The organism is Agrobacterium tumefaciens, assembly GCF_013337285.1.
Classification (GTDB): domain Bacteria; phylum Pseudomonadota; class Alphaproteobacteria; order Rhizobiales; family Rhizobiaceae; genus Agrobacterium; species Agrobacterium burrii.
The window spans coordinates 151583-174255 of the sequence record NZ_SUPW01000009.1 but is presented as its reverse complement, the minus strand read 5'-3'; the positions used below and the strand labels follow the sequence as shown (position 1 = coordinate 174255).

Annotated in this window: 20 protein-coding genes; 13 read left to right on the top strand and 7 right to left on the bottom strand. The window is 60.4% G+C overall.

What is annotated here, in order from left to right:
- Window positions 1-11: 11 nt before the first annotated feature.
- Together FCH38_RS20725 and FCH38_RS20720 are read right to left on the bottom strand one after the other, a co-directional pair.
- Entirely contained in the window at window positions 12-908 is an 897-nt protein-coding gene (locus FCH38_RS20725; protein WP_149901470.1) for a LysR substrate-binding domain-containing protein, read from the bottom strand.
- Window positions 909-993: 85 nt separating this feature from the next.
- Window positions 994-2202: an MFS transporter gene (locus tag FCH38_RS20720; protein ID WP_174374990.1), complete on the bottom strand. Its 1209-nt coding sequence runs from the start codon at window positions 2200-2202 to the stop codon at window positions 994-996.
- Window positions 2203-2325: 123 nt separating this feature from the next.
- Here FCH38_RS20720 and FCH38_RS20715 point away from each other — a divergent pair, with 123 nt between their 5' ends.
- A complete protein-coding gene (locus FCH38_RS20715; RefSeq protein ID WP_174374989.1) occupies window positions 2326-3180 on the top strand; it encodes an AraC family transcriptional regulator in 855 nt (284 codons plus the stop codon).
- On the opposite strand, the gene FCH38_RS20710 is transcribed toward FCH38_RS20715, so the two are convergent.
- A complete protein-coding gene (locus FCH38_RS20710) occupies window positions 3177-4067 on the bottom strand; it encodes a helix-turn-helix domain-containing protein (RefSeq protein ID WP_174374988.1) in 891 nt (296 codons plus the stop codon). The two genes, FCH38_RS20715 and FCH38_RS20710, sit on opposite strands and share 4 nt — an antisense overlap.
- A gap of 92 nt (window positions 4068-4159) precedes the next feature.
- Between FCH38_RS20710 and FCH38_RS20705 the strand changes: the two genes are divergently transcribed.
- The 6 genes from FCH38_RS20705 (at window position 4160) to FCH38_RS20680 (ending at window position 12069) form a co-directional block, all read left to right on the top strand.
- Window positions 4160-5431, top strand: a complete 1272-nt coding sequence (locus tag FCH38_RS20705; protein ID WP_174374987.1) for an ABC transporter substrate-binding protein — start codon at window positions 4160-4162, stop codon at window positions 5429-5431.
- 259 nt (window positions 5432-5690) lie between these two features.
- Complete coding sequence (locus FCH38_RS20700; protein ID WP_174374986.1) at window positions 5691-6551, top strand: carbohydrate ABC transporter permease; 861 nt, start codon at window positions 5691-5693, stop codon at window positions 6549-6551.
- A complete protein-coding gene (locus tag FCH38_RS20695) occupies window positions 6548-7384 on the top strand; it encodes a carbohydrate ABC transporter permease (protein WP_174374985.1) in 837 nt (278 codons plus the stop codon). Before FCH38_RS20700 ends, FCH38_RS20695 begins: the two co-directional genes overlap by 4 nt.
- A gap of 9 nt (window positions 7385-7393) precedes the next feature.
- The gene (locus FCH38_RS20690) at window positions 7394-8479 is read left to right on the top strand and encodes an ABC transporter ATP-binding protein (RefSeq protein WP_153516692.1); all 1086 of its coding nucleotides are present in this window, start codon (window positions 7394-7396) and stop codon (window positions 8477-8479) included.
- A gap of 38 nt (window positions 8480-8517) precedes the next feature.
- The gene (locus FCH38_RS20685) at window positions 8518-10521 is read left to right on the top strand and encodes an aldo/keto reductase (protein WP_174374984.1); all 2004 of its coding nucleotides are present in this window, start codon (window positions 8518-8520) and stop codon (window positions 10519-10521) included.
- Window positions 10522-10836: 315 nt separating this feature from the next.
- Window positions 10837-12069 carry a M24 family metallopeptidase gene (locus FCH38_RS20680; protein ID WP_174374983.1) on the top strand — a complete coding sequence of 411 codons (1233 nt, stop codon included), beginning with the start codon at window positions 10837-10839 and terminating at the stop codon, window positions 12067-12069.
- A 7-nt stretch (window positions 12070-12076) separates the two neighbouring features.
- Here the strand turns inward: FCH38_RS20680 and FCH38_RS20675 are convergent, their stop codons facing one another.
- The 3 genes from FCH38_RS20675 to FCH38_RS20665 form a co-directional block, all read right to left on the bottom strand.
- Window positions 12077-12394, bottom strand: a complete 318-nt coding sequence (locus tag FCH38_RS20675; RefSeq protein ID WP_174374982.1) for a cupin domain-containing protein — start codon at window positions 12392-12394, stop codon at window positions 12077-12079.
- 42 nt (window positions 12395-12436) lie between these two features.
- A complete protein-coding gene (locus FCH38_RS20670) occupies window positions 12437-13174 on the bottom strand; it encodes a FadR/GntR family transcriptional regulator (protein ID WP_174374981.1) in 738 nt (245 codons plus the stop codon).
- A gap of 89 nt (window positions 13175-13263) precedes the next feature.
- Window positions 13264-14061, bottom strand: coding sequence for an NAD-dependent epimerase/dehydratase family protein (locus FCH38_RS20665; RefSeq protein WP_174374980.1), 798 nt, complete (start codon window positions 14059-14061; stop codon window positions 13264-13266).
- Between the two features lie 137 nt (window positions 14062-14198).
- Here FCH38_RS20665 and kduI point away from each other — a divergent pair, with 137 nt between their 5' ends.
- The 6 genes from kduI (at window position 14199) to FCH38_RS20635 (ending at window position 20019) form a co-directional block, all read left to right on the top strand.
- The gene (kduI, locus tag FCH38_RS20660) at window positions 14199-15023 is read left to right on the top strand and encodes a 5-dehydro-4-deoxy-D-glucuronate isomerase (protein WP_174374979.1); all 825 of its coding nucleotides are present in this window, start codon (window positions 14199-14201) and stop codon (window positions 15021-15023) included.
- Window positions 15020-15763 carry a 2-dehydro-3-deoxy-D-gluconate 5-dehydrogenase KduD gene (kduD, locus tag FCH38_RS20655; protein WP_174374978.1) on the top strand — a complete coding sequence of 248 codons (744 nt, stop codon included), beginning with the start codon at window positions 15020-15022 and terminating at the stop codon, window positions 15761-15763. The genes kduI and kduD overlap by 4 nt, the downstream gene beginning before the upstream one ends.
- A gap of 114 nt (window positions 15764-15877) precedes the next feature.
- Window positions 15878-16789: a 5-dehydro-4-deoxyglucarate dehydratase gene (kdgD, locus tag FCH38_RS20650; protein WP_174374977.1), complete on the top strand. Its 912-nt coding sequence runs from the start codon at window positions 15878-15880 to the stop codon at window positions 16787-16789.
- A gap of 24 nt (window positions 16790-16813) precedes the next feature.
- A complete protein-coding gene (locus FCH38_RS20645) occupies window positions 16814-17950 on the top strand; it encodes a D-galactarolactone cycloisomerase (RefSeq protein WP_174374976.1) in 1137 nt (378 codons plus the stop codon).
- The gene (locus FCH38_RS20640) at window positions 17947-18825 is read left to right on the top strand and encodes an amidohydrolase family protein (RefSeq protein ID WP_174374975.1); all 879 of its coding nucleotides are present in this window, start codon (window positions 17947-17949) and stop codon (window positions 18823-18825) included. The genes FCH38_RS20645 and FCH38_RS20640 overlap by 4 nt, the downstream gene beginning before the upstream one ends.
- 99 nt (window positions 18826-18924) lie before the next feature.
- The gene (locus tag FCH38_RS20635) at window positions 18925-20019 is read left to right on the top strand and encodes a glycoside hydrolase family 88/105 protein (protein WP_174374974.1); all 1095 of its coding nucleotides are present in this window, start codon (window positions 18925-18927) and stop codon (window positions 20017-20019) included.
- Window positions 20020-20079: 60 nt separating this feature from the next.
- On the opposite strand, the gene FCH38_RS20630 is transcribed toward FCH38_RS20635, so the two are convergent.
- Window positions 20080-22584 carry a TonB-dependent receptor gene (locus FCH38_RS20630; RefSeq protein WP_236776669.1) on the bottom strand — a complete coding sequence of 835 codons (2505 nt, stop codon included), beginning with the start codon at window positions 22582-22584 and terminating at the stop codon, window positions 20080-20082.
- Window positions 22585-22673 lie beyond the last annotated feature (89 nt).

Genomic DNA, 22673 nt, shown 5'->3' with positions numbered 1-22673 from the left:
TGCCTGAAACATCAGACAACGCGACGGGTTTGCCACTCGTCGCGTTGTTTTCGCATCCACTCCAGAAAAAGCGTCACTTTTCTCTGCCGCAGATGGGAATGCGGGCAAACGATCCATTGCGTCACGAGCTTGATACGCGGCGCGTCCGTCACGGCCGGGACCAGCATTTTGTCCTGCAGCTCCCGCTCCATCATCAAGGTGCTTTCCAGCGCCACGCCGATGCCGAGGACGGCGGCGTCGATGGCCATGTGGCTGCGATCGAACAGGACGCGCCGCCAGCGCTTTTCGGCTGTCACGCCCGCCAGCGGAAACCAGTGGTTCCATTGCGCCTGCGCCTTGACCGAGTGGATCAGCCGCTGGTTCTGCAAGTCTTCGGGCAGAAATTTGCCCGCACCCGGATGGTTTGGTGAGCAGACCGGCAGGAATTCCTCCTCCACCAGCCCTTCCACGAACAGTCCCGGCCAGCGGCCATCGCCATGGCGAAGCTCGATATCGACGAGTTCCTGCGAAAAATCGGTCGGTTCATTGGTGCCGTCAAGGCGCACTTCGAGTTCGGGGTGCTCCTCCAGAAAAGAGCCGAGGCGCGGCAACAGCCATTTGTTGGAAATGGTGGGCGTCGCCCGGATCGTCAGCGTCGTGACCGAACGGAAGCCGCGAATGCTGTCGGTGGCGTCTGATATCTGCTCGATCTGGGCGGTGATCATCGAGAAATAGCGCTCACCGGCTTCCGTCAACGTCACCTTGCGGCCAGTGCGCGCCATAAGCGTCGTGCCGAGCTGGCCTTCCAGCAACTGGATCTGCTGGGAAACGGCCGATGGCGTCACGCTCAACTCTTCCGCCGCCCGCGAAATGCTGCCCGCCCTTGCCGCGGCGTGGAAAACGAGGATCGATTTTATAGGGATTTGCATGGATAGGGCTTTGCTCAACGGATTACGGCGGTCACCTGAGTATCACAGGTGACCGCCGTGTTGAAAAGCGTTGAACGCGAAGCTCTTAGCGGTGGCTTGGCAGTTTTGGCAAAAGCACCGTCAACAGGCCGAGCAGCGGCATGTAGGAGCAGATGCGGTAGACGAATTCGATGCCTTCCTTATCCGCATAGACGCCGAGAACCGCAGCCCCGATGCCGCCGAAACCGAAGGCGAAACCGAAGAACATGCCGGCGATGAGACCCACACGACCCGGCACCAGCTCCTGCGCGAACACGACGATGGCCGAGAAGGCGGAGGAGAACACGAAGCCGATGACGACGACGAGAATGGCCGTCCAGAACAGGTTTGCATAGGGCAGCATCAGCGCGAAGGGGATGACGCCGAGGATCGAGAACCAGATGACGACGCGTGAACCGAACCGGTCGCCGATCGGGCCGCCGAAGAATACGCCGAGCGCCGAAGCACCGAGGAAGAGGAACAGCAGAACCTGCGCATCCTGTACGCCAAGGCCGAACTTCTCGATGGTGTAGAAGGTGAAATAGCTGGAAAGGCTGGCGAGATAGGCGTTTTTGGTCGCGGTCAGAACCACCAGCACGGCCAGCGTCATCATCACGGTGCCGCGTGCGAGCGGCAGGGTGCGGCTGGCCGGGGCCTTGCCGACATTCGCGCGCCGGTGGCGGGTGTACCAGACGCCGACCCAGGACAGGACGCCAAAACCGACGAGGGCGATCAGCGAAAACCAGCTGAGGCTGGACTGGCCGAGCGGGATGACGATGAAGGCGGCGAGCAGCGGGCCGATCGCCGTGCCGGTATTGCCGCCAACCTGGAAGAAGGATTGCGCCAGACCATGACGGCCGCCGGATGCGAGGCGGGCAACGCGGGAGGCTTCCGGATGGAAGATTGCCGAGCCGACGCCGATGAGGCAGGCGCCGATGACGAGAACCTCGAAACTGTGGGCGAAGGCGAGCGTGATGAGGCCGGCGCAGGTGGAAAGCATGGCGACCGGCAGGGAGAACGGCATGGGCCAGCGATCCGTCACCATGCCGACGACCGGCTGCAGCAGCGAGGCGGTAACCTGAAAGGCGAAGGTGAGGAGGCCGATCTGCATGAAATCGAGCGCGTAATTGGCTTTCAGCAGCGGATAAAGCGACGTCAGCAGCGATTGCATGATGTCGTTCAGCATGTGGCAGAAGCTGGCGGCTGCGATGATCGAAAACGCCGTGCGTTGCGGGTTAAAGCTGTTGCCGGCGCTGGCGCTGGTGACGGTGGCCATGATGTAGTCCTCTTGGGTTCCCGGCGGAAGACGGGAAACATGTCTTTATTTCTTCCCGCTTTTATTCATATTGTTTCTGGCCTGCATTTGTGTTCTGGACGATTTTCTTTGTGAGTGGGCCAAATGGCAAAAATCAAATCGCGGCAGCCCCTGGGTGTGAGCCTGGAGGAGCATGAGCGCAGCCTGAAATTGATCGACGGCACCAATGAACCGGTGCTGGCGCTTCACCGTGTTTACCCCACGGGACACCGGACGCCGCCGCACAGCCATAGCCGGGTGCAGATATGGTGTGCCCGTCAGGGTGTCGTGCTGGTCAGCACTGCGGATGGGCGCTGGATGATACCGCCCGGCCACGGGCTGCTCATTCCCGCCGGGCTGCAACATGAGGCCGAGATCATCTCCACGGTGGAGATGCACTCGATCTACGTCCATCCCGATCTGTTCCAGGCCGAGGCTCCACGGGTCGTTGAAATAACCGATCTCGCCTCCAGCCTGATCTCGGAGCTGCTGGGCGAAGAACACCAGCCAGCCGCTTTCCACAGGCAGGGTCTGGTGCGGGCGCTTTTGCTTGATGAAGTCAATCGCTTGCCTGAACGGCCACTCGGATTGCCGTTTCCCGATAACCAGCGTCTGGCCACCCTCTGCCGCGATTTCCTGAAAAAGCCTGTGGCGCGGGTGGAGATTGACGACTGGGCGGCGGCCATGGGCATCAGCCGGCGCTCGTTTACCCGGCTGTTTCGCAAAGAGCTGGGAGTGAGCTTCGTCACATGGCGGCAGCAGGCCTGCATTTTTGCCTCCTTGCCCCGGCTTGCAGCGGGAGAGGCGGTCACCAATGTCGCGCTCGATGCCGGTTATGAAAACATACCCGCCTTCACCACCATGTTCCGGCGGATGCTGGGCAGTTCGCCCCGGGCCTATCGTCAGGCGGCGCGGCAGCGTAGTGCTGCTTTCTCCGATCGTGAAGACTTGGACGATTAAGCCGCCGTCGCGCGCATGTCGCGGCGGAAATCGGAGGGCGACATGCCTGATATCTGGCGGAACGCCTTGTTGAAGGCGCTGACGGAGCCGAAGCCGCTTTCCATGGCGATCTGCAATATATTGTCCTTGCCGGTCATCAGCATCGCCTGCGCGCGGGAAAGCCTGAGCAGGGTCAGATATTTGATCAGCGTCATGCCGGTGGATTTGCGAAACAGGTTCATCGCATATTTCGGATGCAGCGAGGCGGCGCGGGCGATCTCGGTCGCGTCGATGTCGTCGAGGAAATTGGCGGCGATGAAATCGCACATGCGCACCACGCCGATGGAGGGCGCCATGCCTTCGTCATCGCTCTCCCGTTTGCCATTCACGGCGGCAGAGATGATGGAATAGGGCTCAAGGAACATGCGCTCGACCCTGAGCAGCAATTCCTCCACGGCGTGCTGGGCTTTGGCCGGATCGCCCGAAGTGACGTAACGGAACCAGCGGCCGAAATTTTCCGCGTCGGCCCGGTCCGTCTCACCGCTCACCATCGTCGCACCACCCATCAACATGCCGGAGACGGCGGCGGGCAGGCGCATGCGGAAGAAATGCACCAGCGGCAGGTGCGCGCCGGTATAAAAGGAATCGTCGGAAGAGCGATCCATCTGGTGCGGTTGTCCGCCCCAGAAGATGCACATCTGCCCGGCATTGAGCGTCAGGTCGTGATCGCCCATGCGGTAATGCACCGACCCCGACATCACGTAATTCACCTCCACCTGCGCGTGCCAGTGGGGCCGGAGCATGATGGGCGGATGATTGTGAAAAAGCTGCAGCGTCGTCGGCATGCCTTCGATGCTGCTTGCACCCGGCTGATAGAAGGCTCTTTCGGCAATCTTACTTTCCGCCAAATCGATGTTCCCTTTTTACGAGACAGATTTCCTGCCGCCGCTAATGTGCCCATGTTCGCTAAAGAACGGCAATTGAAAAAGGGAGGTTTTCAATGTGCTTTAAATTTCTTGGCGCGTCTACGGCTCTGGTGCTGCTTGCAGCCCCGGCTTTTGCGCAAACAGAAACCGTCACCATCTGGAGCTGGAATGTCGCGGCTTCGGCGCTGAAATCCACGGTGGAAGGCTTCAACAAACAGAATCCTGACATCAAGATCGTCGTTGAAGACCTTGGAAACAATCAGGTTTTTGACAAGACGCTGGCAGCTTGTGCGGCCGGTGGCGATGGTCTTCCTGACATAGTCACCGTCGAGAATTTTGAGGCGGAGCTGTTCTGGAGCCGTTTTCCCGATTGTTTCGCCAATCTGACCGAGCTTGGCTACACGCCTGAGAAACAGGCGCTTTTTCCGGATTTCAAGCGCACGGAGCTGGAGGTTGACGGCACCGCCTACGCCGTTCCGTGGGACTCGGGTCCAGTGGCAGTGTTTTATCGCCGCGACTTCTATGAGAAGGCAGGTGTCGATCCGGCAACCATCAAAAGCTGGGATGATTTCATCGCCGCCGGCAAGAAGGTCATGGCCGCCAATCCCGGCACCGTCATGGCGCAGGCTGATTTCAACGGCGACAGCGAATGGTTTCGCATGATCGCCAATGAGCAGGGATGCGGTTACTTTTCGACCGATGGCCAGAACATCACCATTAACAAGCCCGCCTGTGTCACGACCCTTGAAAAGGTCAAGGAAATGAAGGACGCGGGCATCATCACGGCCGCGATCTGGGATGAGAAAATTCAGGCCAATACGGCCGGCAAGGCCGCAAGTCAGATGTATGGCGCCTGGTATGAAGGCACGGTTCGCTCCGGTTCTCCCGATCTATCCGGTAAGTGGGGCGTGTATCTCATGCCGAGCCTGACGCCCGATGGTCCGCATGCGGCCAATCTCGGCGGCTCGTCACTGGCGATCAGCTCGACGTCCGAGCACAAGGAAGCGGCGTGGAAATATATCGATTACGCGCTCACCACCAATGAGGGACAGGTGACGATGCTGAAATCCTTCGGCCTCGTTCCATCGCTGCTTTCCGCCATCGATGATCCTTTCGTGAAAGAAAAGCAGCCCTATTGGGGCGGGCAGGCGGTGTGGAGCGATATTCTGGCGACCCTGCCGAAGATCGTGCCGAGCCGTGGCACGGCGTTCCAGTCGGATGCGGATGCGATCTACAAGGCGACGCAGACGAAATATTTCGCAGGCGGGTATCCGGATGCGAAAGCGGCGCTGGATGATGCGGCCAAGCAGATCGAAACGGCCACGGGTTTGCCCGTCGCGGAATAAGCCGACGGTTTATGGGCCGAGCGGGTGCCACGAATTTCTTCTCCCCGAGGGGGAGAAGTCCGCGGCAGCGGGATGAGGGGGCAAGGGTGCGATTTGTCACTGGCGTTGCCCCCTCATCCGACCCTTCGGGCCACCTTCTCCCCCTCGGGGAGAAGAAACCTGCCGCACTGCCTTGCTATGGCCTCGCCCTGAAATGGGGCCAGCCTCTTCCAAGCTCTTTCCATTTATCCGGCTTATCATCCGGCATCTGGAGGTCGTCATGCCGTCTAGGAACAGGATCGCCTATGCGTTCCTCGCGCCCTATCTCCTGATTTTCGCCACCTTCTGGGTCTGGCCGATCATCAGCTCGTTCATGCTGTCGTTCCAGAATACGCGCATCAACCCATGGCGGTTTGCGCCCTCCATGAACTGGGGTCGGCTCGTCTCCGATCCGGCATTTTATAATGCGCTCTACAATACGCTGATCATTCTGGTCATTCAGGTGCCGGTCATGATCGCGCTTGCCACCGTCATGGCGGTGCTGCTGAACTCGTCGCTTCTGAAGGCGCGGCCGCTTTATCGTTTTGCCTTTTTCGCGCCTGTTGTCGTCGGCGAGGTCGCCTATGCGGCTGTGTTCCGGCTGATGTTCAGCGCCGATTTCGGCATCATCAACAAGCTCATCACCTCAGTTGGCCTTTCGCCCATTTCCTGGTTCGACAATGCCAATGCGGCCATGGCGCTCGTCATCATCGCGGTTACCTGGCGGTGGGCGGGGTATAACGCCATCATCATCCTCGCCGGGCTGCAATCCATCCCCGGCGATGTCTACGAGGCGGCGACGCTGGACAAGGTCAGCAAGCGCCAGCAGTTCTTTTACATCACGCTGCCGTTGCTTAAACCCATCATCCTCTTCTGCGTCGTCCTGTCGGTCATCGGCACCATGCAGCTTTTCGCTGAACCTTTCCTCATCACCAACAGGGGTGGGCCGGGCGGCGGCACGGAGACGCTGGGGCTGTTCCTTTACCGGCAGGGCTTCACTTCGCTCAATTTCGGTTACGCCTCGGCCATCGCCTACACCATGGCGGCGCTCGCCATCGCCATTTCCCTGCTTAATCTCTGGGTCGGGAGGGAGCCGAAATGAGATCGAAATCCAGAACGCTTTTCTGGCAGAAGATCGCGTTGCATGCGGCGTTGACCCCGCTTGCCATCATCTGGCTGTTTCCGCTGTGGATGATGTTCGTGTTCTCGACCATGCCGGATTATGGCATTTTCAGCCCGGATATCGTGCTCGTTCCCTCCACCAACTTCATCGAGAACTTCCAGAACCTGCAGGCGGACACCAATTTCCTGCGGGCCATGTTCATCTCGATCACCGTTGCCGTCATCTATACCGTTCTTTCGGTGTTCCTGACGTCGATGGCGGGCTGGGCGCTGGCGCGGTATCGTTTTGCCGGTCGCGGGGTGGTGATCGCCATCATTCTCGGCACCATCACCCTGCCTTTCGCGGTCGTGGTCATTCCGCAATTCATCATGGTGGCGCGGGAGTTCAAACTCGCCAATAGCTGGGTGGCGCTGATCGTGCCGCCGCTGTTCAACTCGCTCGGCGTTTTGTTCATGCGGCAATCCTTCTCGATGATGCCGACGGAGCTTTTCGATGCGGCACGGGTGGAAGGCGTCAAGGAATGGCAGATCTTCCTGCGCATCGCCTTGCCCCTGGCGCGGCCCACCATGGCGGCGCTCTCCATCATTCTCTTCCTGGCCTCATGGAACAATTATCTCTGGCCGCTTCTCATCAATTCCCGCCCAGGAATGATGACCGCTCCCGTGGCGCTTGGCACCCTCATCGGGCTTACCAAAGTGTCATGGGGCGGCATCATGGCGGGGGCGGTGCTGCTCACCGCGCCCATCCTCGTGGTTTTCGTGGCTTTGCAGCGCCACTTCATCGCCGGCATTTCCGCCGGGGCAGTCAAGTAAGGGGGCCGCATGGCGGAACTTTCGCTCAAGAACGTGGTCAAGCGTTATGGCGCGCTGGAAGTCATCCACGGCGCCGATCTCGATATTGCCGATGGCGAATTCGTCGTTTTCGTCGGTCCCTCCGGCTGTGGCAAATCCACGCTGCTGCGCATGATCGCCGGGCTGGAGGATATTTCGGACGGTGATATCAGCATCGGCGGCAGGACGGTCAACGATGCCGATCCGGCCGATCGCGGCATTGCCATGGTGTTCCAGTCCTATGCGCTTTATCCGCATATGACGGTGGCCGAAAACCTGTCCTTCGGCCTTAGAATGAACGGCAATCCCAAGGCCGATACGCAAAAGCGTGTCAGCCGCGCCGCCGACATCCTGCAGATCAACGAATTGATGCAGCGCCGGCCGAAGCAGCTTTCCGGCGGCCAGCGCCAGCGCGTCGCCATCGGCCGCGCCATCGTGCGCGAACCGCAGGTCTTCCTGTTCGATGAGCCCTTGTCGAACCTCGATGCGGAGCTGCGGGTGCAGATGCGGGTGGAAATCTCGCGGCTGCACAAGCAGCTCGGCACCACGATGATCTATGTGACCCACGACCAGACCGAGGCGATGACGCTCGCCGACAAGATCGTCGTGCTGCGGGCAGGCAATATCGAACAGGTCGGCGCGCCGCTCGATCTCTATGACGATCCCGCCAATCGCTTCGTTGCCGGTTTCGTCGGTTCGCCGAAGATGAATTTTCTCGACGCCACTATCATCGGCAGCGGCGCGGAGAGCGCCACGCTGTCGCTCGACAGCGATCCCGCGGTGCGGCTGACCCTGCCGATAAGGGACCGTTTGAACGAAGGAAGCAAAGTCTCGCTCGGCATCCGGCCCGAACATTTTGCCGATGCGGGTGGGGGTGATGCCGATCTCACCGTGCATGTCGATGTCGCCGAACATCTCGGCAATACAAGCTATGTCTATGCCCGTACCGCAGGCGACGAGCAGCTTATCATCGAGCGGCCGGAATCGCGCGATGTCGGCAATCGCGACCGGCTGACGGTCGGCCTTTCCGCCCGCAAGGCCTTTCTTTTCGACAGCGACGGCACCCGCCTGCGCTGAACCTTTTCCCAAGCACCCACATCAAAGACGAGGATTTCATGACGACCGAACAACCGATCCGCTGGGGCATCATCGGCCCGGGCACCATCGCGAGAACCTTTGCTGACGGTATCGCCCATTCCCGCACCGGCAGGTTAGAGGCCATCGCCACCCGCAATCCGGATAAGCCTGGCCTTGCCGAGGCTTTCGCCGGTGCGCGCATCATTCATGGGTACGATGCGCTGCTTGCCGATCCCGATATCGATGCCGTCTACATCGCCACACCCCATACCGGCCATGCCGAATGGGCGATCAAGGCGATCCGGGCCGGCAAGAACGTGCTGGTGGAAAAGCCCATCGCCCTTTCCGCCTATGATGCCGACGCCATTTTCCATGAGGCGAAAAAGGCCGGCGTCTTTGCCGGCGAAGCCTATATGTATCGCCTGCATCCGCAGACGGCGAAACTGGTCGAACTGGTGAAGAGCCGTGCGGTGGGCGATATCCGCCTCATCCGCTCCAGCTTCGGTTTCAACATGGGTTCGTTCCGGGCCGATCACCGGCTGTTCGCCAATGAAACGGCCGGCGGCGGCATTCTTGATGTCGGCGGTTATCCGGTTTCCATGGTGCGGATGATTGCCGGTGCAGTAGACGGAAAACCCTTCGCCGAACCGGAAAAGGTCGCAGGTGCGGCGCATCTCGGCCAGTCGGGCGTTGATGAATGGGCCTCCGCCGTGCTGAAATTTGCAAACGGCATCGTCGCCGAAGTCTCCTGCTCGATCATGGCGGGGCAGGACAATGTGCTGCGCATCATCGGTTCGGAAGGCCGCATCGAGGTTAAGGATTTCTGGTTCGCCGCCGGCCACAAGGGCGGCACCGGCCGGATCGATATCATCAGGGGCGACAAGGTCGAAACCATCGAGGTGCCGGAGGATCGCTGGCTTTATTCCTTCGAAGTCGATGCGGCCGGCGAAGCAATTCGCCAGGGCAAAAAGGAATTCGATGCACCCGGCATGGCCTGGGCCGATAGCCTCGGCAATCTGCGTGTCATGGACCAGTGGCGGGCTTCCGTCGGGCTGGAATACAGCGTCGAAAAGGCGACATCGCGCAGCGGAAATATTGCCGGTGGCACGGTCGTTGCCGGAAATTCGGTTCCGAAGCGGCAAATACCGGGCCTTGCCAAACCCGCTTCCGTGGTCGCGCTCGGTTTCGAGTTTTTCCCCAATTTCGCCTCCGCATCCCTGACGCTGGATGCCTTTTACGAAGCGGGCGGCAATCTCTTCGATACGGCCTATGTTTATGGCGCAGGCAGGACCGAGGCGATTTTCGGTGACTGGCACACCAGCCGCAACGTGCCGCGTGAGGAGATCGTGCTGATCGGCAAGGGCGCGCATTCACCGCTCTGCTATCCCGATATGATCGCTAAACAGCTTGATCAGTCGTTGCAGCGACTGAAAACGGATTATGTCGATGCCTATTTCATGCATCGCGATAATCCCGACGTGCCGGTCGGTGAATTTGTCGACGCCATGGATGCCGAAGTCCGGCGCGGCCGCATTCGCGGCATCTTCGGCGGCTCGAACTGGACGCGCGAGCGCATGGACGAAGCGGCGGTTTATGCGCAGAAGAATGGCAAACAGGCACCCGGTGCGCTTTCCAACAATTTCTCGCTCGCCGAAATGCTCGATCCCATCTGGGCGGGATGCGTGGCGGCCTCGGACGATGACTGGAAGGCCTGGCTGCGATCGCGCCAGATCCCCAACTTCGCCTGGTCCAGCCAGGGGCGCGGCTTCTTCACCGACCGGGCCGGGCGGGACAAGCAGGACGACGAGGAAATCGTCCGCGTCTGGTATTCCGACCGCAATTTCGACCGCCGCGACCGGGCAATCGAGCTTGCGCAGAAACTGGGCCGCCACCCGATCCACATCGCGCTCGCTTATGTCATCGCCCAGCCTTTCCCGGTCATTCCGCTGATCGGGCCGCGCACGATTGCGGAGCTGGAGGACAGCCTTTCGGCGCTGGATATTGCGCTGACGGATGAGCAGGTGAAGTGGCTGGAGGCTTGAAAGACGACAAGCGGCGGATTTATCCGCCGCTCATTCGGATAGGGCAACGCGTTGCGGCATATTTCTTCTCCCCGAGGGGGAGAAGGTGGCCCGAAGGGTCGGATGAGGGGGCCACGTTGCCGAATATCTCTACCCTTCCCCCCTCATCCCGCTGCCGCGGACTTCTCCCCGGCGGGGAGAAGAAACAAGTGGCATCCGCTTGCTTCAACTGGCGATTCTCCGGGTGGAGATGTCATCTTCCACCTTCTTTCCTCTCCCGGTGACTGCTAAAGCTTAGGTTCAGAAACGCGTTGCCAAACAATCACCGGGGTTCCCATGACCGATATCAACCGAAGCCGTGCGCAGCAGCTGATGCGGGAGGCGGATATCGATGCGTTGGTGCTGTTCCAGCCCGAAGCCTTCCGTTATGCCGTCGGTGCTCCTGCCGGCGTGGCGACGATGTGGGGCAAAGCGGGTTCCGCGATTGCGCTGGTGCCGGCCGATGCCGGGGTGACGCTCGCCGCCGTCGTCAGCGATCATGCCGCCGCGCTCGTCGGGAAGGCCGCGCCTGATGTCGATCTGCGCTGCCATCGCATCTGGATCGATATGGTCGATCTTTCGGGTGTGGAAGCCGCCACGCAGGTGGATGATGCCTATCGCCGCAACAATTCCGGTGGGCCGCGGCCGGAGACATTCGATCGTGCCGCCTGTTTCGGGCTGCTCTCCGATCTGCTGCGGGAGCGCGGGCTGTCTGCGGCGCGCATTGGTGCGGATCTGGAATTCATGCCCGCCGCCGATTTTTCAGCGCTGCGGCAGGCGCTGCCCGACGTGAACTGGATTGATGGTTCGACGGTGCTGAAACGTCTGAGGGCGGTGAAGTCAGAACGCGAGATCAAACTTCTCAGGCAGGCGGCAGCCGCCGCCGAGGCAGGGTTGGTCGAGATGGCGGCCGCCGTTCGACCGGGAGCAGCCCTTGGTCAACTCTCCGCCGCCTGGAAATCCGGCGCGCAGGCACATGCCGCGAAATCCGGTTTTTCGCTGAGCGGGCATTGGGACTATATTTCCGTCGGTCCGGCCCTGTCGGATATGACGGCAGCGGTCACTCCGGGCGCGCTGATCAAGGCCGATGTTGGCACGCTGGTAGACGGTTATTCTTCTGACGGTGCGCGGACTTTTTCGTGGGGGCCGGTCTCGGCTCTTGCTGCCGATATTTTCAAAGCGCTGGAAGCGGCTTTCGCCTGCGGGCTGGAAGCGCTCCGACCCGGCAATAGCTTTGGCGCGGTGCACGCGGCCATGCTGGCCTCGATGCGCAGGCAAGGTTTCGGCGAATATTATCGCGGTCATTTCGGCCATTCCGTCGGCGGTGGTGTTGGTATCGAGGAATGGCCGTTCTTTTCCCATGACAATCCGGAAATCATTCTTCCCAGCATGGTGGTTGCGCTCGAAGCGCCTTTTTACGGCGAAGGGATGGGCGCACTGATGATCGAGGATCAGTTCCTCGTGACATCAACAGGCGCAGAGTGCATGAACAGCCTGCCACGCACTCTCAAGGATTTATCCGGGGACTGACGCCGGTTTAGAGAAAGTCGTCGCGGCGCGGGGTGAAGCAATCGATCAGCTCACCCTCTTCCAGACACAGGCAGCCGTGTTCGACATGGCCGGGAATGATCAGGCTGTCGCCCTTTTGCAGATCATAAGCTTCGCCATCGCGGTAAAAGCGGAAGCTGCCGCTGGCGACGTAGGTGGACTGCACATGCGGATGGCTGTGCAGCTTGCCTTCTGCGCCGGTCTTGAACCGGAAGGACACGACCATCAGCTCAGGCGCTTCGGAAAGCACATTGCGTTCCACGCCGTCATCGGGCGAAACGGTGGGGAATTTGGGAAGCTGCTGCATGTCGTTCTCCTTGGTCTTTTAATGCGGTTGAGGCCGGCCGTCTCAGCGCGGCGCGCGCAGCATGGCGCGATAACGCGTCTGGCTGCTTTTCAGATGGTTGCGCATGGCGCTTCGCGCCGCGTCCTCGTTGCCGTCCTGTATGGCGATCAGGATCGCTTCATGTTCGCCGACGAGACGGCTGAGATCGGCGGGGGAAAGCACGGTTTCCGAGCCGTTTTCGGCCACGGCACGGCGCGGAATGACGGTTGAGCCGAGCACCTGCAGGAACTCGCTGAAGCGCGGATTGTTGGTCGCTTCGGCCACGGCAAGATGAAAGGCGAAATCGGCTTCGGCCGTGGGAATTCCCTTTGCGGCGCTGGCGCGGAAGGCATCGAAGGCCTCGATGATCTTTTCCTCCTGCGCCGGAGAGCGGCGAATGGCGGCAAGGGCAGCGGCATCGCCTTCCACGGCGGTGCGCAGTTCCAGCATTTCGATCAGCGAGGAAACCCGGGCGAGATCGACATTGTGAAAGGGGCGTCGCTCCACGGGTGCGGGCTCCAGCACGAAGACGCCGGCGCCCTGACGCGGCTCCACCAGACCGTCGGAGCGCAGCGAGGCGATGGCCTCGCGTACCACGGTGCGGCTCACGCCGAATTCCTGCGTCAGCTGCGCCTCGGAGGGCAGGCGTTCGCCCGTCTTGTAACGGCCCTTGGCGATCTGGCTGCGGAGTTCCTCCGAAACCTTCACCACAAGCGTCTTGGCTTGCGGAGTTGCCAGTTCGGAGGTTGTCGCTTTTGTCATCTGTGTCGCCGTTCTAAAAAGGGTGCGGGGTTGCGTCCGAATGTCCTCGATACGTTATTCGCGGCCCGGCTTGCAATCCCGCTGATCACTCAGCTCTGCTTGAAGATCGGGTTGTCGACAAACGTGCCGCCCTGAAACCGCACCAACGCATCCTTCGGGTCCGGCTTCGGGGTCGTCTCGGCTATATGCTGACGGAAGGTCTCGGCATTGTCCTTCGGTTTCCAGCCCAGGAAGCCGAGATGCGAATTGTCCCACCAGCCGGCCTCATTGGCCGATGCGCCCCAGACGATGGGGCAGCCGAGCACGGGCGCGCGGAACGTCGCCTCGATCAGCGAGACGAAATCATCGTAGGAAAACCAGGTGGACAGCATGCGGTAATTGACAGGCTCCGGGGTGCAGGAGCCGATGCGCACCAGCGCCGTCTCCTGCCCGAATTTATCGAAATACATGCGGGCGAGGTTCTCGCCGAAACATTTGGAGACGCCGTAAAGACCATCCGGCCGCACCGGAACATCGGGGCCGAGCCGCTCGGTTTGCGGGTAATAACCGATCGTATGGTTGGAACTGGCAAAGACGATCCGCGGCTGGCCATGGGCGCGGGCGGCCTCATAGAGATTATAAATCCCGATGATATTGCCCTGAAGAATCTGCTCGAAGGGCTTCTCCACCGATATGCCGCCCAGATGAACGATGCCGTCGCAACCGGCAACCATCGCATTCACGGCATCCGCATCCGCAAGGTCGCATTGCACGCATTCCTCGTTCGGCCCTGCCGGCTCGAGCGGGGAGAGATCGGCAAGACGCAATATCTCGGCCATCGGCGCCAGACGTTCACGCATGACGCGGCCAAGCTGGCCCGCCGCACCGGTAACAAGAAGCCGTTTCATTGCCATTCTCCCTCAGCTTTGCCCGTCTGCGACGTGGTCGAGATATGGCGTGCCTCTTGACCTTGTCATACAGATCGTACAAAAAGCGGATAACATATATTATGTGCCATACGCAACAATCACGAAGGATGAGTTTGATGTTGACCGTCGAAACAAGGCAGGCCGTGAACCCGGAATATGCAAAAACGCTGGATACCGAAGGGCTCCGCCGGCATTTCCTCTCCAACGACATGTTCCGTTCCGGTGAAATCAGGCTGATCTATACCCATTACGACCGGTTCGTGATGGGTGGCGCGGTGCCGAATGGCGCACCGCTGACGCTGGACAAGGTGGAAGAGACCAAGACGCCGTCCTTCCTCGACCGGCGCGAAATGGGCATCGTCAATATCGGCGAAACCGGCACGGTCAGCGCCGGCGGCGAGACCTACACGCTCAATCGCGGCGATGTGCTTTATCTCGGTGCAGGCAGCGGTGCCGTGACCTTTGATGGCGCCGGCCGATTCTACATCACCTCCTGCCCGGCGCATCGCAGCCTGCCGGCCAAGCTCGTCACGCTTGCCAACAGCAAGGAAGTCAAGCTCGGCGCGACGGAGACCTCCAACAAGCGCACCATCAACCAGTTCATCCATCCGCTCGTCATGGAAAGCTGCCAGCTGGTGCTGGGTTATACCATGCTGGAGGACGGTTCCGTCTGGAACACGATTCCCTCGCACATTCACGATCGCCGCATGGAGGCCTATCTCTATTTCGGCATGGATGAAAAGTCGCGCGTGCTGCATCTGATGGGTGAGCCGCAGGAGACCCGCCATCTGTTTATTTCCAACGAAGAAGGCGCGCTTTCTCCGCCCTGGTCGATCCATTCCGGCGCCGGCATCGGCTCATACACCTTCATCTGGGCCATGGCCGGCGATAATGTCGATTATACCGACATGGACTTCATCCAGCCGGGGGATCTGAAATGAGGAACCCCTTTTCGCTTGAAGGGCGCAAGGCGCTCGTCACGGGCGCGAATACCGGTCTTGGCCAGGCGATTGCGGTGGGTCTTGCCGCCGCCGGCGCGGAGGTTGTCTGCGCCGCGCGCCGTGCGCCGGATGAAACGCTTGATATCATCGCCAGGGATGGCGGCAGGGCCAGCGCGCTGCTCATCGATTTCGCCGATCCGCTGGCGGCGAAGGACAGTTTTGCTGACGCCGGTTTCGATATCCTCGTCAACAATGCCGGCATCATCCGCCGTGCCGATTCAGTCGAGTTCTCCGAACTCGACTGGGATGAGGTGATGGACGTCAATCTCAAGGCGCTGTTTTTCACCACGCAGGCTTTCGCGAAAGAGCTGCTGGCGAAAGGCCGCTCCGGCAAGGTGGTCAATATCGCCTCGCTCCTGTCGTTTCAGGGTGGCATTCGCGTGCCGTCCTACACGGCGGCGAAACATGGCGTCGCCGGTCTCACCAAGCTTCTGGCGAATGAGTGGGCGGCAAAGGGCATCAATGTGAATGCCATAGCACCCGGTTATATCGAAACCAACAATACCGAGGCGCTGCGCACGGACGTTGCCCGCAACAAGGCCATCCTCGAGCGTATTCCGGCAGGCCGCTGGGGGCACTCGCAGGATATTGCCGGCGCGGCGGTATTTCTGGCTTCGCCGGCGGCGGATTATGTGCATGGCGCCATTCTCAATGTCGATGGCGGCTGGTTGGCGCGTTAATCTGTGACAGATTTTCGAAATTCATCATACAACATGTATGATGAGTTATTGACAAAGGTGCGGCAAGCGGCTTAGGTGGCTTTCATTCAGTGAACTTGCAGAGGAATTTCGATGATGAACCCCGAACAAATCAAGACGGCGCTCGGCTCCGGTCTGTTGTCCTTCCCGGTCACCCATTTCGATGCCGAGGGTCGTTTTGCGGCCGATAGCTACAGGGCGCATGTCGAATGGCTTGCCGGTTATAAAGCGCCGGTGCTGTTTGCCGCTGGCGGTACGGGCGAGTTCTTCTCGCTGAAGCCGGATGAAATCCCCACCATCGTTGCCGCCGCAAAGGAAGTGGCCGGCGAAACCGCCATCGTTTCCGGCTGCGGTTACGGCACCGAAATTGCCGTCGATATCGCCCGCTCGGTCGAAAAGGTAGGTGCCGATGGCATTCTGCTTCTGCCGCATTATCTCATCGATGCGCCGCAGGAAGGTCTTTACGCCCATATCAAGAAGGTGTGTCAGTCGGTCGGCATCGGCGTCATGGTTTATAACCGCGACAATTCCGTGCTGCAGGCCGATACGCTGGCGCGTCTTTGCGACGAGTGCCCGAACCTTGTCGGTTTCAAGGATGGCACCGGCGATATCGGTCTCGTTCGCCAGATCACCGCCAAGATGGGCGACCGCCTGATGTATCTCGGCGGCATGCCGACGGCGGAACTGTTTGCCGAAGCCTATCTCGGCGCAGGTTTCACCACCTATTCCTCGGCCGTCTTCAACTTCGTACCCGGCCTTGCCAATGAGTTCTATGCGGCGCTGCGTGCCGGAGAGCGCGCCACCTGCGAACGCATTCTCGTAGATTTCTTCTATCCGTTCATGGCCATTCGCAACCGCGCCAAGGGTTATGCCGTCTCCGCCGTCAAGGCCGGCGTTCGCCTGCAGGGCTTTGATGCCGGTCCGGTGCGTGCGCCGCTGAAAGACCTGACCAATGAGGAAATCGGCATGCTCGAGGCCCTGATCGGCACGCACAAGCGCAAAGCCTGATCACGGCATGACGGGAGGGGAGCCATGAAAATCACTGCGGTGCGCACGCATCTGCTCGAACACCGGCTGGACACGCCGTTTGAAAGCGCTTCCATGCGCTTTGATCGTCGCGCCCATATTCTGGTGGAGATCGAATGTGATGACGGAACGGTCGGCTGGGGCGAATGCCTCGGTCCGGCCAGACCGAACGCCGCCGTGGTTCAGGCTTACGCCGGCTGGCTCATCGGCCAGGACCCGCGCCAGACCGAAAAAATCTGGGCCGTGCTTTATAATGCCCTGCGCGATCAGGGCCAGCGCGGCCTCAGCCTCACGGCGCTTTCCGGCATCGATATCGCGCTCTGGGATATCAAGGGCAAGCATTACGGCGCTTCCATCTCCATGCTGCTTGGCGGACGCTGGCGCGAAAGCGTGCGGGCCTATGCCACCGGCAGCTTCAAGCGCGATGGTGTCGACCGCGTTTCCGACAATGCGTCCGAGATGGCGGAACGCCGGGCGGAAGGCTTTCACGCCTGCAAGATCAAGATCGGTTTCGGCATTGAAGAGGACCTCCGGGTCATCGCTGCCGTGCGCGAGGCGATCGGGCCGGATATGCGGCTGATGATCGACGCCAATCACGGTTATACCGTGACCGAAGCCATCGCGCTCGGCAACCGCGCTGCCGACTATGGCGTCGACTGGTTCGAGGAGCCGGTGGTTCCAGAACAACTCGATGCCTATCAGCGGGTGCGGGCAGGCCAACCGATCCCGGTTGCGGGCGGTGAGACCTGGCACGGGCGTTATGGCATGTGGCAGGCGCTGTCTGCCGGTGCTGTGGATATTCTCCAGCCCGATCTCTGCGGCTGCGGTGGTTTTTCCGAAACGCAGAAGATTGCCACGCTTGCCACGTTACATGGCGTGCGCATCGTGCCGCATGTCTGGGGCACGGGTGTGCAGATCGCCGCCGCGTTGCAATTCATGGCGGCGATGACGCCCGATCCGGTGCGCGTCAATCCGATAGAGCCGATCATGGAATTCGACCGCACTTATAATCCGTTCCGGCAGGCGGTTCTGAGCAAGCCGATCGAGGCGGTCAATGGCGTTGTCGCCATTCCCGATGGTCCGGGTCTCGGCATTGAAATCAACCGGGATGCCCTTATCGAATTCAGGATGCCGGACGCATGAGTGAGCTTGAACGCCAGTTGACGGGTGAAGCGCCGAACCCTGCTTTTCCGAGAGGCGCTGTCGATACGCAGATGCATCTTTATCTGCCAGGCTACCCCGCCTTGCCGGGCGGGCCGGGCCTGCCGCCGGGCTCGCTTCCCGGTCCCGCCGACTACCGAAAGCTGATGCAATGGCTCGGCATCGACCGGGTCATCATCACCCAGGGCAATGCCCACCAGCGCGACAATGCCAATACGCTTGCCTGCGTTGCTGAAATCGGCGAAGCGGCCCGCGCGGTTGTCATCATCGATGCGAGTACGACCGAAAAGGACATGGAAAGCCTCACCGCTGCCGGTACCGTCGGGGCGCGCATCATGGACCTGCCGGGTGGTGCCGTGAACCTGTCCGAGCTGGAAGCGGTCGATGAGCGGGCGCACGCCGCCGACTGGATGGTGGCGGTGCAGTTTGATGGCAATACGCTGCTCGATCACCTGCCGCGCCTTGAAAAAATTCGCTCACGCTGGGTGTTCGATCACCACGGCAAGTTCTTCAAGGGCATCAAAACCGATGGCCCGGAAATGGCGGCACTTCTAAAACTCATCGACCGCGGCAATCTCTGGTTCAAGTTCGCCGGCGTCTATGAAAGCGCGCGCGACAGCTGGCCCTATGAAGACGTTGCCGCCTTTTCGCGGGCGATTGCGGCCCATGCGCCGGAACGCATCGTCTGGGGCACAAACTGGCCGCATAATTCCATCAGGGAGACCGCAGCCTATCCGGATGATGCAAGGCTTGCGGAACTGGTTCTCGGCTGGTTGCCGGATGACGCTGCGCGCCATTATGCGCTGGTGGAAAATCCTGAAGCCCTGTTCAAGCTGCCGCCATTCGCCGGGGCATGATTTCAGTCGAGACGATTGGGCAAGGCAGACCCATCATGCCTGGTTGATGGGTCTTTGCATATCGGGCCGGCGGACGTTGTAATCTTGTTGAGAAAATTCATGAAAGCCACTGATTATTTTGATCAATTCTCAAAACGATACCGGCACTACAAGGGTGGCAGCTGGTGTTATGAGGATGGATGTATCTATCGGGGGCTGCAGCTTCTGTTTCAGGCAAGCGGAGACCGGCGCTGGGGCGAACATCTTCATCGTCTGGCTGATGCGCAGATATCGGCCGATGGAGTGCTTACCGGTTACGCGCCGGAAGAATATAATATCGATCATGTTCTCGCCGGTCGCGTCCTCTTTCCGCTGGCGGCAGAAACGGGTGAGGCGCGTTATCTGGCTGCCGCAGAACATCTGGCAGGCCAGCTCCACAGCCATCCGCGCATCAAGGCGGGCAATTATTGGCACAAGAAGCGTTACCCGCATCAGGTCTGGCTGGATGGGCTTTATATGGGGCTGCCTTTCCAGATCGAATATGCGCAGGCGACAGGTCAGCCTGAACTGATCGACGATGCACTTCGGCAATTCGCAACCGCGCTTGCACTGACGGCGGATGCCGGCGGGCTTTATGTCCATGGCTATGATGAAAGCCGCGACCAGCGCTGGGCCGATCCCGCAAGCGGCAAATCGCCGGCCATCTGGGCGCGTGCGGTGGGCTGGCTTGCCATGGCGCTGGTGGATGCGCTGGTCATCCTGCCGGATGATGACAGGACGGCGGAGCTTCGGGAAAAGACGCGTCTGATTCTGGCCGGAATTGCCGCACGGCAGACGGAGAACGGCCTGTGGATGCAGGTGCTCGATAATCCGACCCTTGCCGGCAATTACCAGGAAACCTCGGCCTCGGCAATGTTCGCTTATGCCTTGCTGCGGGCGAGCCGGCTGCGGCTTTTATCAGGTAAAGAGGCGGATGTTGCCCGCGCGGCTGGCCGTCGGGCGCTTGATGCATTGCTGGAGACGCGGCTCAAGGCTGACGAGGAGGGTGTCGTCCGCCTTACCGGCATCGTCCATGTTGCCGGCCTTGGCGGCTTTGAGGGCAATTATCGCGATGGCTCCCCGGACTATTACCTGACCGAGCCGGTTGTCTCCGATGACGCCAAAGGCGTCGGGCCGCTGATGATGGCCTATGCCGAAAGTCTTCAACTAAAGTGATCAACGGGTGAGGGGGCGGAAACGGTTTCCGCCCTCTTGGTTTTCAGCTTGCTACACCGTTTAGAACCTGCGGCTGATCGACAGCTTGAAATTGCGGCCCGGCTGGGCGGCGATACCGTCGCTGAGATAGGGGAAGTAATATTTGTCGAACAGGTTTTCGACTGCGGCATGCACTTCCAGCCCGGCCATCATGCCCTCCTTCGGTGTCCAGTCGAGGGCGATGCCATGCACGGCGTAACCAAGGCTTTCCGGCCGTGCGTAGAAGTATCCGGTACCCTGATTGACCGGTGTGCGCTCCTGATGGGCGACGAACTGGCCGTTCCAGCTCAGCGCCAGATCCCAGTCCGGCAACTTGTAACCCAGTTGAAGGTTGGCGGTCAGCGGCGACAGGTCGTTCATATAGGTATCGGGACCATAGACGTCGTTGATCGCGCCGTTGCGGGAACCGTTCATCCAGGAAAGCCCGAGATTTCCGAAGACGTAGTCGGAATCATAACTCGCCGAGACATCGAGGCCGTAAATCTTGTAGGACGGCGTGTTCCAGTAGAAGGGCACGTTCTTGACGCGGGTAAGGTTGGCGCTGCCGAACCGGCGGGTGATGGGATTGGTGACATTGTTGTAAAAGCCGCCGATCGAAGCCGTCAGGCTGTCGCCGTTCTGGAACACGTCATCGAAACGCTGGGAAACGCCGATATTGAAGTTGTTGTTGCGCTCGACCTTCAGGTTACGCGAGGTTCCCGACGCCGTGGTTGCCAGACTCTGGCTCGAATAGAGTTCGTCAATGACCGGCGCGCGCATGGCATAGGCCCAGTCGGCAAAGAAGGTGGTGCCGGGCACCGCTTCCCAGCGCATGCTGAGAGCCGGCGTCGCGCCGCTGTGGGACACGGCCGAATAATCGTGACCGGCGGCGGGTGTGTTGTAACGCGGCGCGGCATTGGGCACGCCTTGCGAGCGGATATGGTCGAACCTGATGCCCGGCGTCACCTTGAACGTGTCGGTCAGGCTGATCTCGTCACGGAAGAAGGCGGCGATGGTTTCCTGCTTGCCTTCCGGTTTGATCCATGAGGCATAACGGCCGTAATTATATTGGGCGCTGGTGCGGTTGGCGATGTCGTACATCCACGAGTCCCGCTCATGGCGCATATATTGCACGCCATAATTGGCGACATGGGACACGCCGCCGAGCTCGAAATTGGACGTGTTTTCCGCCTCCAGCTTGAAGTCGGTATATTTCGTGTCGTCCTGCATGCCGCCGAGCGAGCCTGTCGGAACGAAACCCGGAATGGCCGGACGGGTCATGTCGAGGCTGGTGGCCGAAAAGCTCGCCATTGCCTTGAAATTCACGAGGTCGCTGTCACCGTCATAGGAATATTTCAGCGTTGAGGAAAAATCCTCCATGTCGCGCCAGGCCAGTGCCCTGAGCCGTGCCAGATCAAAACCATAGGTCTTGATGGAGTAGGCCGTCAGACCGAGATCACCGCGATTGGCGGCAAGCGGGCCGTAATCGCCAGATTTGCCGTAAATGACCGAAGCGCGCAGCTCGTGGCCGTCATAGGCGGCACCGGCATTGGCGGAGAAAGAGGTGATCTTATCGTTGGACGCGTCATAGACCTGACCCCCGCCGACGCGCATATTGTCGCTCTTGCGCCAGATGATCGAGGCAAGCCCGTCATAGGTTACAGGCCCGCCGAAATCGGATTTTCCGTAGATCGCCGCCGATCCGAGCTTCTGCTTGTTGGCCGACTGGAAGCTGGTCTTGCCCCATGCGCCGAAGCTCTGGCCCGGTTTCAGCATGTCGGAAGCCGTCTTGCTTTCCATGATGACGGTGCCGCCAAAGCCACCATTGCCATAACGGACGGATGTCGCGCCTTTCTGGATTTCCACGCGCTTGAGCAGTTCCGGATCGATGAAGACGGTACCCTGATCGTAACGCTCGAAATTCTTCGGTGCGCCATCCAGCAGCAGCCGCACGTCGGATTGGCGGGCAAAGCCGCGAATGGAGGTGGATTGCCCTTGCGAGCGCACACCGCCGCTGGAGCTGACGCCCGGGGTTTTCCGAAGAAGTTGCGGCAGGGAATTGGATTGTGCGGCCTCGATGGCGGCCTGATCGATCTCGACCACGCTTGGGGCATCGCCGTTGAAGACGCGTCCGCCCTTGAGTGTAATTGGCTGGAGCACGGTGCTTTCACCGCCTTCGGTGGCGGCGGCGGAACGGTTGGCCATTTCCATGCGGACGGTTTTTTCGCCGATGAACTGGTAACGAATGCCGGTTCCCGAAAGCAGCCGTTCCAGCGCCTCGGCCGGCGTCATGGTTCCGGATACGGAAGCGCTTTTCAGACCTTTGGCGACAGAGGCGTCATAAACCATCTGCAGGCCGGACTGGCTGGCGAGACGATTGAGCGCGGTCGCCATGTTGCCGGCGGGCAGGTTGATCGCCACCTTCTGGGTTTGCTGCGCCGAGACCTGGGCGGGAATAGCCGCCACGGCCGCACTGGCAAGCAAAAGGGAAAATAACGATGCGCGGGCGCGTGTCCCGTGGCGGAAAGCGGGTTCTGGTCTGGTCATTTCGGGCACCTCTCCGGGGCGGCAGATATTGTTCTGCTCCACGAACGAACGGGCCCGTTTTTTAAGGACACCCCCGGCGAAGAAATTTC